This window comes from Algoriphagus antarcticus, assembly GCF_002150685.1.
Classification (GTDB): domain Bacteria; phylum Bacteroidota; class Bacteroidia; order Cytophagales; family Cyclobacteriaceae; genus Algoriphagus; species Algoriphagus antarcticus.
Window position 1 is genome coordinate 1 of the sequence record NZ_MSSW01000060.1, and the last position, 15,895, is coordinate 15,895.

Consider the following 15,895-nt stretch of genomic DNA (forward strand, 5'->3'; position numbering starts at 1 on the left):
TTCAAACTCAATGATCAAGCAAGCACGGTTAACCCTTAGTTGTGCCCTCCGCGATCTCCTCCGTGACCACCGCGGTTAAAAAAAACTCAAGGATCAAGGAAAAACCCTTTTACCCGTTGCGCCGCCACGCGCCAATTTTCTCCGTAGCCGCGCTCTCCGCGTTATCCTCCGTGACTACCGCGTTTAAAAAAAATATATCCAAACATGAAGTTTCTGTGAATTCTGATAAGCGGAATAGTTTGTATCCTCCGATTTTTTACTTTTGGTCAGCTAGTTGAAAAGCTTTAACCCTACGCCATGAAATCCATTCTATTCACTCTACTTACTTTTTTGGTAGCCAGTTCTGCCTCCTTTGCGCAGAAGTCTTTTCACAAAAATAAAGTAATCGCCCACCGAGGTGCCTGGAGAGCTCAAGGAAATCCACAGAACTCCTTGGCTTCGCTCAAAGAAGCGGTGAAGCTAGGCTGTGAAGGTTCTGAGTTTGACGTCTGGATGACTTCTGACGGAGTTTTGGTAGTGAATCATGATGCTGATTTCGAAGGGATGGAGATCGAAACCTCTACTTACGAAGAGCTTCTGACCAAAAAACACGAAAATGGAGAGAAACTCGCTACGGTAGAAGAATACCTAAAAGCAGGTAAAAAGCAGAAAGGTACCAAGTTGATCTTCGAGATCAAGCCTTCTAAAATCTCTGTGGAGCGAAGTATAGAAGTAGCAGAAAAATCTGTGCTGGCGGTAAAGAAAATGAAAGCGGAGAAGTGGGTGGATTACATTACGTTCAGCTACGAAGGGGGTTTGAAGGCGATTGAAATGGATCCTGAAGCGAATGTTGCTTACCTCACTGGTGACAAAACTCCCGCTGAGCTGAAAGAAGCAGGCTTTTTTGGCTTTGACTACAATATCAATCTGCTGAAAAAGAATCCTCAGTGGATCAAAGAAGCGCAGGATTTGGGATTGACTGTCAATGCCTGGACGGTAAATTCCGCTGAAGATTTGATTTGGTTTCTTGATCAAAACCCTGATTTCATTACCACCGACGAGCCAGAGTTGCTGTTGAAAATTATTAAGGATCGCGAGTAAACTCAGTTTTTAGCGTTTAACCCTTCTTAGCTAAAGGCTCCCAAAATACAGACATACAGCCAATCGGGCTTTGTTTTTGATCCTTTTCAAGGGTTAAACCAACTGTATAATGGACAAGTTTTATAGAAGAGCACTCGCAGGAATCTGTGCGTTGATCAGTTTATTTTCCTTGTCTGGCATTGCCCAATCATCCAATTACACCTTTAAGATCAATGATCAACTGGACGAGAGAATCTACGCGATCGACCGACTTACGTTCTACGAAGATGAAAGCAACGAGCTTGAATTGAATGATATTCTTTCAAGTCCTATTTCGGATAAACTCAAGATCAATTCGGACTTCAGCAAGAACAACTTCTCTACGGAATACACCTATTGGGTAAAGGTGGCGATCCAGAAAACTCCGCAAAGTAATAAGCAGTGGCTGCTGGAGTTTTATGATCAGACTATCGATCAAATAACAGCCTATATCCCCTCAGAAGCTGGATACAAGGAACTGAAGCTAGGTGATAAAGTCGCTTTTGGTGATAGGATATTTCCTCACAAGAACTTTCAGATCCCAGTAGAAAACGAGACATCAGGAGTTGATACTTATTATTTCAAGATCAAATCCTCCCAAAAAGCAGACGTTAGAATTGCCTTCAGGTCTTTCAATCGCTTCATTTATTATGCGCTGAACGAGTACTTTCTCTACGGGATTTTCTATGGAATGGTACTGATTATCTCCCTTTATAACGGCTTGATTTACCTGGCAATTAAGGAGGTGAAATACCTTTATTACGTCTTCTACCTATTGAGTGTAGGCATTTTTGCTGCCTGCGTTGACGGCATTGCTTTTCAGTATTTATGGCCCAATTATCCAGAATGGAATCAGCCCATCTCAGGACTTTCCGGCTATTTGATCGTGCTATTTGCATTACTTTTCTCCACTCACTTCCTCAATCTGAGGAGGAGATTCCCAAGCATGCATCGCTGTTTTCAGTTGATTCTAGTTGCAAAAACAATTCTTTTTGCTGCAGGGATCGCCTTTTTCCCAGCACTGCTGGAAATCCAGATTTACGATATCCTTCCTTTCTTTCTTATTCTCTTTTCCAGTATTTATGTTTGGGTAAAAGGCTATAGCGTGGCGAGGCTTTTTGTGATCGCCTACGGTATTCTTTTCTTAGGCGTAGCGCTGAAAACTATGGTTCATGCCGCCATTATCCCGCACAGCACTTTCTTATATTACAGTCTTCATATCGCATTCTTGATGGAGATGCTACTGCTCACTTTAGCACTGGGAGATCGGGTCAAAATCCTCAAAGACAACCGTGATCGGGCTATGCTCAGATCCTTGCGACAAGCAGAAGCAAATGCGAATCTTAAAGAAAAAGTCAACAGGGAACTGGAGCAGCGTGTGGATGAAAGAACACAAGAACTCGCCAAAAAGAACCAGTTGCTGCTCGCCTATAATCAACAGATTCTTGAAAAGGACGAGGAAATCAAACGCATCAATTCGATTTTGGATAAGGACATCTGGAAGTTAAAATCTCAGATAAAAGAAAACCTACAGGCCAGAATCACCAATAAGCGTATGAGCTATGAGGATTTCAATAAGATCTTTCCCGATTCCAGCGCTTGCCTCCGATACCTGGAGCAAGTCAAGTGGGAAAACTCTTTTAGCTGTAAAGCCTGTGAGCACAGTAAATTCTCTAAACGCTCAAAAATTTTTCACCGCAGGTGCTCCCGCTGTGGACACATTGAATCTGCTACGGCAGGCACTATTTTCCATGGGATTCGTCTTCCGATAGAGAAGGCATTTTACCTGTCCTACACCGTCATCGCTGAGCATGAAAAACTCACACTGGAAGAGCTTTCGCAACTGCTGGATCTGAGAATAAATGCCATTAGCAGCTTCCGAGTGAAAGTCAAATTACAATTGGAGATGAAGGGAATTCATCAGCCAGACTGGGTGGACATTGTGCTGGAGCGATCTCATGAACTCAACTGATTTTCTCCTAAATCGATACTTGAAAAAATCCTGATAATAAAGCGTGAATTGATTTCAAATAATGACCTCTATTTGCTATTAGAAGCATTTTTATATGAAATTAAAGCAGGAATTAGCGAGTCTAATGGGATACTCTTTACATGCTTTTTCAATCGATTTCGAAGAAATTTTTTCTTACACTATCTAAGGAAAGGTAGTTTCATTTATTGCTCAGGATGATACTCATCTCAGCAATGTAAACTAAACCAAACCCGTATAACCCGATGGAAAAATTTCTACCTGAGAGGGATAGTACTTGGCATCTTAGCAAGTATTTGATTTTAACCCTTCTCCTATTCTCACTCTTTATCGTCCAGGATTCTTTTGGACAAACCAATGTCCCTGTTCAGGGAACTGTACTTGATTCTTCCGGACAACCAATTCCTGGAGTAAATGTGGTTATCAAAGGAACCATCAACGGAACCGTCACGGATCTGGATGGAAAGTACTCCATACAAGTACCCGAAGATGCAGTCTTGGTCTTCACTTTTGTAGGCTTCAAGACAGTGGAAGCTCCAATTGGAGGAAGATCAACCATCGACGTTACGCTTGAAGAAGATCTGGGTGATCTGGATGAATTTGTCGTAGTCGGATACGGTATTCAGCGTAAAAGTGATCTTACGGGGGCTATCTCCAGTGTGAAGTCTGAGGATATCAGTCGCCTTCCGGTATCAGATGTGACCCAATCTCTTCAAGGGCGTGTGAGTGGTGTGCAGATCACACAAAACTCAGGAGCTCCAGGTGCTGGATCTACTGTCCGTATTCGTGGTGTGGGTACGCTAAACAACTCTTCTCCTCTCTATGTGGTAGATGGAATGCTACTTGACGACATCAATTTCCTGAATCCAAATGATGTGGAATCTATAGAAGTGCTGAAAGATGCTTCCGCAACTGCGATTTATGGTTCCAGAGGTGCAAATGGTGTGATCATCGTCAGTACAAAGCAAGGTTCATTTGATGCTGAAACACGAATTACGGTAGATGCATACACTGGCGTGCAGCAAGTCGCCAATAAAATTGACTTGGTAAATGCCCGTGATTTCGCTCAACTGGCAAATGAGCTGGAGCAAAATGTGGGAAATGAACCGATCTACAATGTCAATGATTATGGTGAAGGCACCGACTGGCAAGACTACATTTTTAGAAATGCTCCAATTAATAATGTGAGTTTGGGTGCTTCCGGCGGATCATCTAAAAGCAATTTCAATCTGAGCGTAAACTACTTTGATCAAAAAGGAGTCGTAAAAGAATCGGAATACGAGCGATTGACTATCCGACTGAACAACCAATACAAGTTCAGCGATGCGGTGACTTTTGGTAACAATCTGTCATTTATCTACTTTAATCAGCAAAACGAACCTGGGGTGATTGGAAATGCCTATCGTGCTTATCCGATCTTTGACCCAACTCAGCCTGATGGAAGCTATACAGACACTTCTCCAGTCGGTAATCCAGCGGCACAGTTTGAATACAACTCAAACAACCAAACTAACAATTATCGAGCTGTGGGAAATTTCTTCATGGACGTGAAATTCCTGAAGAACTTTACCTTCCGAAGTAATGCGGGACTGGATTTGGCATTTGAGGATTCAAAATCTTTTACCCCAGTATATTTCGTCTCTCCCACGCAGCAAAATCCTGAAAATTCTGTCAATGTAGGGAACCTGAGAAATAGAAATATTCTTTGGGAAAATACGCTGAACTATACTAAAGAGTGGGATAATCATCGCATCAACCTTCTTGCAGGTATTACCACTCAGGATTTCTACACCGAAACACTAGGCGGTGGCAGAAGAAATCTACCTGGCGAGGATCCTTCGCTTTGGTATCTGAATGCAGGTGAACTAACCACCCAAACCAACTCCAACTCTGCCGGAGACTGGGCGATGCTTTCCTATCTTTTCAGAGCAAATTATACTTACAAAAACAAATTTCTTTTCACAGGTACTTTCAGACGAGATGGCTCTAGCCGTTTTGGAGAAGAAAATAGATTTGGAAATTTCCCATCTGTAGCCTTAGGATATAACATTATTGAGGAAGGTTTTCTTCTAGATCAAAATTTCCTTTCCAACCTAAAAATCCGCGGTAGCTGGGGAAAAATAGGGAATGACAAGATTGCTTTCTACGAAGGTCGCCCAGTAGTGACAGGAAATCAAAATGCTGTTTTTGGCATCGATGAACAGCTTATTTATGGAGCCACGTTGACAAGGCTCGCAAATCCATTCATCAAATGGGAAGAAACTGTGACTTCCAATTTAGGATTTGAATTCGGTTTTTTTGACGAGAAACTGACCGGTGAATTCGATTATTACACGCGTAAAACCAATGATATATTAGTAGGAGTTCCTATTCCTTCCTATGTTGGTTCTGCCAATAATCCCATTATCAATGCAGCCAGCGTGAAGAACTCCGGAATTGATCTGACTTTGAACTGGAGAGATCAGAAGGGGGACTTTTCTTACAACTTCGGTATCGTAGCCTCCACCGTGAACAATGAGGTACTGGATATTGGTGAAGGAAATGAAGCCATCTTCGGAGGAGCAGTAGGAATCAGTGGCTACTTGGGTTCCAGAACCACCATAGGACAATCCATCGGACATTATTATGGATATAAGACTGTTGGAGTGTTCCAAAATGAAGCAGACTTATCTTCTATTCCTAAGCGCGGGCCTGAAGTAGCCGGAGATTTGATTTATCAAGATACCAATGGTGACGGCGCCGTAAACAATAATGACAGAGTGATCTTGGGAAGTCCAATTCCAGACCTGATCTACGGGTTTAATTTTGGATTTGATTTTAAAGGTTTTGATCTACGCGCTGACTTCAACGGTACCTATGGCAACGAGATCTACAATGCCAAAAAGCAAACCCGTTTTAATACCTACAATTTTGAATCGAGCTATTTAGACAGATGGACTGGTGCAGGCACCAGCAATTCTGAACCTAGAGTAACTAATGGCGGACACAACTACGAGGTTTCAGACAGATTCGTAGAAGATGGTTCTTTCCTCCGCTTGAGAAATATCCAAGTGGGTTACAACTTCTCTGAAGTCGCTTTAAATAAGATTAAGGTTCAAAACTTCCGAGTTTACCTGTCGGGAACGAATGTATTCACCTGGACAAAATACTCAGGATATACGCCTGAAATAGGCGGTGGAAATGTACTTGGAACCGGATATGACAGTGGTCTTTACCCATTGGCAAGAACATTTAACGTAGGTATTTCAGCCAGCTTCTAAACCCAATGAAAACCATGAAAAATAAGATTAACAATAAAATAGCCGCAGTAGGACTTAGCATTCTGATGAGTGTTGGACTACTGTCTTGCGAGGATTATTTGGATAAAGCTCCAAAGGGAGAACTTACTTCCGAGAATTTCTTCAAAGATGCGACCCAGGCAACTCAGGCTGTGAATGCTATCTATTCACACCTGCGAAACTTCAACGTACATGTATTTTCTTACATAGGTATCACAGATATCGCTTCAGATGATGCCGTCAAGGGATCGGTGCCAGGCGATGCAGGTTTCCTTCAAGACATCAATGACTTCACTTTTGACGCAAACAATACAGCTGTCAATGGGATTTGGTCGGGATACTTTCAGGGTGTCTTCCGTGCAAATCAGGTGATCGCAAATGTGCCTGAAATCGATATGGATGAGGAGCTGAAGACCAGGCTTATCGGTGAAGCGAGATTCCTGAGAGCGTATTTCTACTTCTTTTTGGTGAGAACTTATGGTGATCTTCCTTTGATCGATCGTCCGCTCAATCCTGATGAATATAAGCAGCCGCGCGTATCCAAAGAGTTGATTTACGAGTTCATCGAGGAAGATTTCAGCTTTGCGGCAGCCAATCTGCCAGAGAAATCTGAATATCCAGCCTCTGAACTTGGCCGCGCTACATCAGGAGCTGCCAAGTCATTTTTGGCAAAAGTGCATCTGTTCCAGAACGAGTATCAGGAAACATTAGATATGGCGCAAGAAGTCATTGCGAGCGGGCAATATGAGTTATATCCAGATTACGAAGAAATTTTCCGAAAAGAAGGTGAGCATTCTTCAGAGAGTATTTTTGAAGTATCTACCGTAGCCCTAGAAGCTGGCGGAGGCGGATCCCAGTTCAACGAAGTACAGGGAATCCGAGGGAATCCAAATAATGGTTGGGGATTTAATGGCCCATCGGATGATCTGATGACAGCTTTTGAGGAAAATGACCCAAGGTTGGTCGCCACTATTATCAACGAAGGAGATACTTTGCCATCGGGTGAGGTAGTCATGCCTGATCCCAACATGGGAGACAATGCACGATTCAGCAGAAAAGCCTGGCTTCCGGAGCGACCGCCATCCGGATTTGGAAATAGCGGTGCAAATATCCGCTTGTTTAGATATGCTGATTTGCTTTTGATCGCTGCAGAGGCTGCCAATGAACTTGGAAATCCTACCCTAGCTTTGGAGTATTTGAATATGGTGAGAGAGCGAGCTCGTCAGGGAGACGAGAGCATTTTACTTGATGTGAGTACTACAGATAAAGCGGAATTGAGAACTGCAATTTATCAAGAGCGCAGAGTGGAGCTGGCGATGGAGCAGCACCGGTATTTCGATTTGGTAAGACAAGGTCGTGCTCAGGCAGTCTTTGCGGAGCTGGGAATCACCTGGACTCCCGGTAAGCACGAAGTCTATCCAGTCCCTCAGTCAGAAATCGATATTAGCGGCGGTTCCATTAGCCAAAACCCTGGCTATTAATCTTTAAAAATCCTGTTCGCTTTTGCGGGCAGGATTTATTTCTAGCAGAACGCCCACTCACGGGTTCTCCTTACATTGATTTCTTAAACAGCCTATTTTTAACATGAAACACTATTCTGTTCTCTCAGTATTAGTTCTTTCCGCCCTGTCTTTTGCCTGCTTCATCCCCACGAAACAGGTAAACACTATCGTAGCGACTCCATATGATATTCATGTCGAGTTAGCTTGGAACAAAGCCCCGGAAGCAGATTCCTATGGCGTTTGGGTGAGCATGGATGGCGATAATTTCACCAGACGGGCTGTGCTGGAAGACACCCTTTACTTAGATTTTGTGAATGACTTGGGAATGGAGCTCGACCTGGATTATGAGATCAGAGCTTACGCTGGCAAGGACTCTACAATAGTCGGAAAAGGAGCTACCAAAACCCATAAGATGACGGACGAAGAGCTACTGGATATGGTAGAATTTTATACGTTCAGATATTTTTGGAATGGTGCAGAACCTAACTCGGGTTTAGCACCAGAGAGAATCCACATCGACGGAGAATATCCTCAGAATGATGCTCATATAGTGACCACCGGCGGATCTGGGATGGGGATTTTCGGATTGATAGCTGGGATTGAAAGAGGATGGATCACCAAAGAACAGGGGGTTGCACGATTTGAAAAAATAGTGGGATTCCTGGAAAAAGCTGACCGCTTCAAAGGGGTTTGGTCACATTGGATCAATGGAAAAACCGGGGAAGTGCAGCCATTCGGTCGGAAAGATAATGGAGGAGATTTGGTAGAGTCTGCTTTTTTAATGCAGAGTCTTATCGCAGTACGGGAATATTTCAAAAATGGCGATGAACGTGAAAAAGCAGTAGCAGCTCGAATAGATGAGCTTTGGAAAGAAATGGATTGGAGCTGGTACACTAGGGATGGGCAGGATGTCCTTTACTGGCATTGGTCCCCTGAGTATGCCTGGGAAATGAATTTTCCTTTGGAAGGATATAATGAATGTCTGATCACCTATGTACTTGCCGCATCCTCTCCTACACATACTATAGATCCGGATGTATATCACAAAGGCTGGGCAAGAAGTGGCGCGATCAAAGCGAAAAATGAGGCCTTTGGCTATTCACTCCAACTCAAGCATAATGGTGCTGAAAAGATGGGCGGACCACTTTTCTGGGCGCACTACTCTTATTTGGGATTAAACCCGATGGGACTGAAAGACCAGTATGCAGATTATCAAAAAGAAAACACCAATCAGACGCTGATAAACAGGGCTTGGTCAATTGAAAATTCAGGTGGATTTGCAGGGTATGGTGAGGATCTTTGGGGACTTACCGCTTCCTATTCCATCAATGGCTACAATGCACACTTCCCGGGAAATGATACCGGAGTTATTTCCCCTACAGCTGCTATTTCATCCATTCCTTATACTCCGGAAGAATCCATGAAAGTGATCAAGAATCTTTATTACAATTATGGAGAAAATGTCTTGGGTCGATACGGATTCTACGATGCGATGAGTCCTGAGCATGACTTCTACCCTACCCGATATCTTGCGATTGACCAAGGGCCGATAGTGGCTATGATAGAAAATTATAGAACCGGGCTGGGCTGGAAATTATTTATGGGAGCTCCTGAAGTTCAGGAAGGGCTGAAGAAATTGGGATTTGAGAGTCCAAGTATTGCTAAGTAATGTCTCTAAGTGTACTAGTTATCAATTTTGAATCGACATTCTTTAAATGAAAGGTTGAGGATCAATTTCGGCTATTCCCCCTTTGCTAAAGGGGGCTAGGGGGATTTGTTATTGAGAAACCATTCTCAATTTTGATCGGAGATCACATTCTGGTAATTTCCGATCAAACTTGACACCCATGAACTCTTCCAATCTTCTGAAAGTAGCCCTTGCCCAAATTGCACCCGTTTGGCTCAACAAAGTAGAGACACTTAAAAAAGTAAAAGTTTCCATCGCTGATGCTGCCGATCAAGGATGTGAACTGATTGTTTTCGGAGAGGGATTGGTACCGGGTTATCCTTTCTGGCTTTCCCTCACCAATGGGGCTGCTTGGGATGATAAAGTTCAAAAGGAGATCCACGCGCACTACCTAAGAAACGCCGTTCTGATCGAAAGGGGCGATCTTCTCGAGATTCAAAACCTGGCAAAAAAGCTCAAAATCGCTATTTATTTAGGTATCATCGAGCGGCCAATTGACCGAGGTGGCCACAGCATATATTGCTCATTGGTCTATACCAATGCCGATGGAGAGATTAAATCCGTTCACCGCAAACTGCAGCCTACCTATGAGGAGCGACTTACCTGGGCTCCCGGCGATGGAAATGGGCTTCAGGTTCATCCGCTGAAAAAATTCACTGTTGGAGGATTGAATTGTTGGGAAAACTGGATGCCGCTGGCACGAACAGCACTCTATGGCTTGGGTGAAAATCTGCATGTTGCAGTATGGCCTGGTGGAGTAAGAAACACCGAAAACATTACCCGAATGATTGCTCAGGAAAGCAGATCCTTTGTGATTTCTGTCTCTAGTTTGATGAGAAAAGCTGACTTTCCTGCTGACACACCACATTTAGATCTTATCCTTGAAAATGCTCCCGAAGTCTTGGCAGATGGAGGTTCTTGTATTGCAGGGCCGGATGGAAAATGGATCTTGGAGCCAGTTGCAAATACTGAGGGGCTATTGATACAGACCTTGGATTTTAATCGGGTTTTGGAAGAGCGTCAAAACTTTGATTCAGTCGGGCATTATTCAAGACCTGATGTGTTGCAGCTAAGTGTGAATCGTGATAGGCAAACAAGTGTGAAATATGAGTAAATCAGCGGTTTTTTAACCGCGAAGTTCACGAAGATTTCGCAAAGAGCGCAATTTAGAAGTGTCGTATCCCTGCAATCTCTCACCACTGTTCATGACACTTCAAAGAGTAAAAAATTTATACAATTTCTCTAGTCTAATCTTCAAATACTACCTGTGAGGTGAGATACTAATTGCCACTGTCTATTGGCCGTACAAATTTCGAGGTTTTCATTTATCAGTTCCAAGAGGAATCATAATACTAAAACCCGTTGGGCCTAAACTAATCTGGTTGACAATCTGAGGAAGCTCCTTGGCGTGCATATGGTGAAATGAATACATCACCGCATCGAAAGTCAAAAGGAATGCACCTTGAAGAATAATCGACTTCCCAAATCCAACAAATTGGTCCTTGTTGATCCTTAATCCGCGTTCTCTCAAATACATGCCCCCAGCGATATACGCCACATCTAAGGCTGCATTGAAAAGGAGTATTTTCTCCATATTCTGCTGAGCATCCATGGTGGCCCAGAAGCCAGTTCCGGGTGTTTCCTTGGTTGCTTGCCAATATCCGAATCCCGCTATGAGCAAATTCACCGAATTCCAATACATATTCATTTGATGAAAAGCCTTCGTTTGTCCGCTTGTCTTACCTGCTGCTATCCCTCCCCAGATCATATTTCCAACAGCCCATCCTCCCAGAATCAGCATGCCCTTTTCGTTGTAAGAAATTCTGATTTCATTAAATCCTTGAAGTTCAGGAATATTTTGTGCAACAGCGTCTAATGGCAGAAAAGCAAAAAGCACCATTCCAAGAAAAAAATAAAGGGTAGAATAAGTAGTCTTACCAAGCATAAGAAGGAAATAAGAGTGTTTGAATTTTAACCTACACGTAAGATAGGTTGTTTTTAATTTAGACGATGTCTTGCTTCTCCCCAAGCTGGACGCGCTTTGCTGTTTCATCACCAGGCGTTCCGATGGAACGCGCAAGCTAGCAAGAATGCTTATTTCTACCGACCAATTGTCCCGATGTGACAATGCCTATCTACACATTCAATATTCTCTCAAGATGTGGTTCGTGAAAGGACCAACTAACCTTCCATAGGAAGGTATGGTCGGTAGAAATACCCTAGTTAGTATTAGGGCAATTCGTTCCGTAGGAACGTATGGTTTTTTGAATGTATTAGCCCTAATTACCCACAAGAGTTGACAAAGATTCTCGGAGGATTACACAGAGATTTGCCAAGTTCTCCTGCTTCTCCAGAAGCTGCGAATGGTTTAGTCTTTATCCGTATATAAGAAGTTAATAGGAATGCGTTTCTTTTTTAAAACCACATAGCAACATAGTTTTCATAGCTTTAAAGTGGAAAAGCTCATTAAAGTAGATACATCTCTACACGCCTCCTTTGTGACTCTTGTGGCAAACCATCTTCAACCACAAAGTACCAAAGAAAACAAAGTTTAGAGTTGGATATTGACTTCATCTGGATCATCTCTATGTTTACCTATGTTGCTATAAGGCGAAAAATTCTACGCCTATTTGGCTTGAATCTCCAAAAGCTGGACGCGCTCTGCTGTTTCATCGGCAGGCGTTCCGATGGAACGCTCAAGCTAGGAAGACTGATTATTCTACCAACCATTTGTCCCGATGTGACAATGCCTATCTACGCACTCAATATTCTCTCAAGATGTGGTTCGTGAAAGGACCAACTAACCTTCCATAGGAAGGTCTGGTCGGTAGTAATACCCTAGTTAGTATTAGGCAATTCGTTCCGTAGGAACGTATGGTTTTTTGAATGTATTAGCAATAATTATCCACAAGAGTTGACAAAGATTACGGTTGTCCTAATCCTCCAGAAGCTGGATATGGCTTAGTCTTTATCTCTATATGAGAAGTTAATAGGAATGCATATTTTTTTAAAACCAGATATCACCATAGTTCTCATAGCTTTAGGGTGGAAAAGCTTATTAAAGTCGATTCATCTTTACATGTCTCCTTTGTGACTCTTATGGTAAACCATCTTAAACCACAAAGTACCAAAGAAAACAAAGTTTAGAGTTGGATGTTGACTTCTTCAACAGCGGGATCATCTCGAAATTGTCCTATGCGACTAAGGAGGCAAAAAAATCTCAATGGCGGCCTCCGCGAAAATCTTCGTGTTCACCGCGGTAAAAAAATCAGCCTACAGCAAACCCTATAGATTTATTGAGAATAGAAATCTTTATGTTGTCCTATGCGACTAATGTGGCAAAAAATCTCAATGGCGCCCTCTGCGAAAATCTTCGTGTTCACCGCGGTAAAATAATCAGCCCATAGCAAACCATATCAACCGAATACCGAAACCGATCATCACCACTCCTACTGCTTTGTTGAGCCAAAACATAAATCTCGGAGTCACAAACTGAGACAATTTCTTTGCGATATACGCTTTGGTCAAATCAATGGAGAATACAGTAACGAGAATCCCCGAATAATAAAGCCACACATCCATCGAGTCAAAAGAAACCTTGAGATGTACCAAACTGGCAATTGAGATCCAGAAGAGTAACACAAAAGGATTGATTCCATTGATGCTGAAACCTTTTATAAAGGCACTGCGCTTCCTGGCTTTTGGCACTTCTGCCAGAGATGGATCGGGTGCTGCGCTTTGTCTTTTGACCAAATAACTAATTCCAAACCCAATCAAAATAGCTCCACCCACATAACCCAACACAAGCTCAAAGGACCCAGAATCTGCCAGGAATTTCACTCCAAAGAAAGTAAGCAAAACATAAAGTGTATCACTGCACAGAATCCCCAAAGCAACCATTGTAGCATAGCGAAAGCCTTTCTCCAGACTGCTTTGGATCAACGTAAAAAACACAGGCCCTATCATAGCTGACAGCAAAAGCCCCATACTGATTCCTTCCAGCAGCGATTGACTCACAGCAAAATCTCATTTTTGATTAGAAACTCCTGCCAACTTGCAGCTTTTTCACCTTTTAGCACTCTTGGGAATTTGTTCTGCCCGCCCTCTTTGCCTTGCTCTCTGAGCCAGTCGTAAAACAGGGAAGATGGCAATAATGTAACTTTCACTTTCTTTAAGGCATGATTTCGCTCCACGGCATAGTCATCATTTAGCACTTTGAGGTATTTATCCAGGGTCTTTTTTAGAACGCCGGTTTTAACGGCATCACTCGAACCAATAAACCAGTGATGGGCAAATAGATTTCCGTGCGGCACACCCAGCACAGTAAACTCACGGATATTCATATCATGCTCCTCAGAGGTGAGTTCGATGGCTTTGTTCATATTATCCACTGAAAGATGCTCTCCACAGAGACTCAAAAAATGCTTTGTCCTGCCAGAGATAGTAATTTCAGATTCTTCTTTGGAAACAAAACGAACTACATCACCGATCAGGTAACGCCATGCCCCTGAGCAAGTGCTGATGAGAAGTGCGTAATCTTTTCCCTCCTCAATCTCATCAATTTTCAGAGTCTTTGCTTCTGGTCGAATATCTCCTTCCTCATCAAAATTTTCCTCATTGAAGGGTACAAACTCATGGAAAATACCATTGTTGAGAACTAGGCGCATGGATTTTCTCCCCGGCAAAGCCTGAAAAGCGATAAATCCCTCTGAAGCCAAATAGGTTTCCAAATACAACAAAGGCTTGCCCAGAAGCTTTTCAAAGCCTTTTTTATAGGGTTCGAAAGAAACTCCTCCATGAACGAAAATCTGGAGATTAGGCCATATCTCATGGATATTGTTGAGCTGGTAGTGCTCTATGATCTTTTCTATCAAAATCTGAAGCCATGCCGGCACGCCAACGATAATCCCAATATCCCAAGAATCCGCTTTCTCCACGATCTGATCTAGTTTATCTCCCCAGTTTTTGCTACGCGAGATCTTTTTCCCCGGCTTATAAAATCGCTGAAACCAAATCGGCAATCGACCTGTGGTAATACCGCTGAGATCACCTGAGAAATACGTACCGTTGAACTCCAAGTCGGTACTTCCACCCAGCATCAAAATCCCTTTGGTAAGCAGAGATGCCGGCAAATCATACTTGGAAAGGGATAAAATCTGACGAACGCCCGTTTTACGGATGGCCATCACCATTTCCTTGGTAATGGGAATGTATTTGGATGTGGCACCGGAAGTTCCACTGCTGAGCGCAAAATATTTTACCTGGCCAGGCCAAGTTACATTTGGCTTGCCTTCCAGAAGTCTGTACCACCACTCCGCGTGAATGTGATCATAATCGTAAATCGGCACTTGAGTTTTATATCGCTCATAAAATTCATCCTCTCCTCTGAGAAAACCTTTCAGAATTTTAGAGAAATCATACTTAATACCAATTTCAGTGTCGACGGCTTGAATCAGCAATTTTTTCAGTTCCTGACGCTGCAATTCCTGCGGATGAGAGTATTCCTGTTCTAAACTCTCTCTCAGGCGAATGCCTTTTTTTAGCAAAGTACTAATGATCGCCATATCTTTGTTTTAGGCCTTTTGGTAAAAAGTAAAGATTAAAAATATAAAATGGACATCAAAGCTAACCTCGAAGCAGTAAAAAAAACATTCCTAAATCAAGAATGCCTGCTAGTCGCAGTGAGTAAAACCAAACCACTTTCAGACCTAGGAGAGGCCTATGAAGTAGGGATCCGGGACTTTGGAGAGAATAAAGTGCAGGAACTTCAGGCCAAGCAGCCCGAGATGCCCGACGATGTCCACTGGCATATGATCGGTCACCTCCAAAGCAACAAGGTCAAATACATCGCTCCTTTCGTGCATCTGATTCATGGAGTGGATTCTTTCAAACTCCTCAGGGAAATCAATAAGCAAGGCAAAAAGATCGATCGGATCATCCCTGTGCTGGTACAAATGCACATTGCTGAAGAAGAAACGAAGTTTGGATTTGACAAAAATGAACTGGATGAAATGCTTTCTGATCAAGACTTTCTAAGCCTTACCCATGTGCGGATTCAGGGAGTAATGGGGATGGCTACATTCACTGAAAATAAAGATCAGGTAAGAAAAGAATTCAAAAGTTTAAAGACACTTTTCGAAGAATTAAAAAGCCGGGAGCTTCCTGCTTTCGTGCAACTGAAAGATATTTCCATGGGGATGAGTGGAGATTACCTGATCGCGCAGGAAGAAGGAAGTACGATGGTGCGGATTGGCTCAGCGATATTTGGAGAGAGAGGATAGACCCTACCCCGACGCCTACCCCCGACCCTAAAGGGGAGATTTGAATTGAGAATTTAAAA

At 42.9% G+C, this 15,895-nt stretch carries 10 protein-coding genes; 7 read left to right on the plus strand and 3 right to left on the minus strand.

Translation table 11 applies throughout. The features are described 5' to 3' along the window. The first annotated feature begins 297 nt into the window (after positions 1 to 297). The 6 genes from BVH04_RS18850 to BVH04_RS18875 all read left to right on the plus strand — a co-directional run bounded on the left by BVH04_RS18850 (position 298) and on the right by BVH04_RS18875 (position 10,669). Positions 298 to 1,080, plus strand: coding sequence for a glycerophosphodiester phosphodiesterase (locus BVH04_RS18850; protein ID WP_086543030.1), 783 nt, complete (start codon positions 298 to 300; stop codon positions 1,078 to 1,080). Positions 1,081 to 1,189: 109 nt separating this feature from the next. Next, positions 1,190 to 3,070, plus strand: a complete 1,881-nt coding sequence (locus BVH04_RS18855; protein WP_086543031.1) for a 7TM diverse intracellular signaling domain-containing protein — start codon at positions 1,190 to 1,192, stop codon at positions 3,068 to 3,070. Positions 3,071 to 3,333: 263 nt separating this feature from the next. Beyond that, positions 3,334 to 6,348 (plus strand): SusC/RagA family TonB-linked outer membrane protein, encoded by a 3,015-nt coding sequence (locus BVH04_RS18860; protein ID WP_086543032.1) that lies wholly within the window; start codon positions 3,334 to 3,336, stop codon positions 6,346 to 6,348. A 14-nt stretch (positions 6,349 to 6,362) separates the two neighbouring features. Next, positions 6,363 to 7,847, plus strand: a complete 1,485-nt coding sequence (locus BVH04_RS18865) for a RagB/SusD family nutrient uptake outer membrane protein (protein ID WP_086543039.1) — start codon at positions 6,363 to 6,365, stop codon at positions 7,845 to 7,847. A gap of 103 nt (positions 7,848 to 7,950) precedes the next feature. Next, a complete protein-coding gene (locus BVH04_RS18870; protein WP_086543033.1) occupies positions 7,951 to 9,537 on the plus strand; it encodes a glucoamylase family protein in 1,587 nt (528 codons plus the stop codon). A 178-nt stretch (positions 9,538 to 9,715) separates the two neighbouring features. Beyond that, the gene (locus tag BVH04_RS18875; protein ID WP_086543034.1) at positions 9,716 to 10,669 is read left to right on the plus strand and encodes a carbon-nitrogen hydrolase family protein; all 954 of its coding nucleotides are present in this window, start codon (positions 9,716 to 9,718) and stop codon (positions 10,667 to 10,669) included. Between the two features lie 207 nt (positions 10,670 to 10,876). On the opposite strand, the gene BVH04_RS18880 is transcribed toward BVH04_RS18875, so the two are convergent. From BVH04_RS18880 to BVH04_RS18890, 3 genes are all read right to left on the minus strand, one after another. After that, positions 10,877 to 11,500 (minus strand): DUF6992 family protein, encoded by a 624-nt coding sequence (locus BVH04_RS18880; protein ID WP_086543035.1) that lies wholly within the window; start codon positions 11,498 to 11,500, stop codon positions 10,877 to 10,879. A gap of 1,451 nt (positions 11,501 to 12,951) precedes the next feature. Continuing rightward, positions 12,952 to 13,572, minus strand: a complete 621-nt coding sequence (locus BVH04_RS18885; RefSeq protein ID WP_086543036.1) for a LysE family translocator — start codon at positions 13,570 to 13,572, stop codon at positions 12,952 to 12,954. After that, on the minus strand, positions 13,569 to 15,119 hold the full coding sequence (locus BVH04_RS18890; RefSeq protein WP_086543037.1) for a GH3 family domain-containing protein: 1,551 nt from the start codon (positions 15,117 to 15,119) through the stop codon (positions 13,569 to 13,571). The genes BVH04_RS18885 and BVH04_RS18890 overlap by 4 nt, the downstream gene beginning before the upstream one ends. A 48-nt stretch (positions 15,120 to 15,167) precedes the next feature. Between BVH04_RS18890 and BVH04_RS18895 the strand changes: the two genes are divergently transcribed. Beyond that, entirely contained in the window at positions 15,168 to 15,836 is a 669-nt protein-coding gene (locus BVH04_RS18895; protein ID WP_086543038.1) for a YggS family pyridoxal phosphate-dependent enzyme, read from the plus strand. The last annotated feature ends 59 nt before the right edge of the window (positions 15,837 to 15,895 follow it).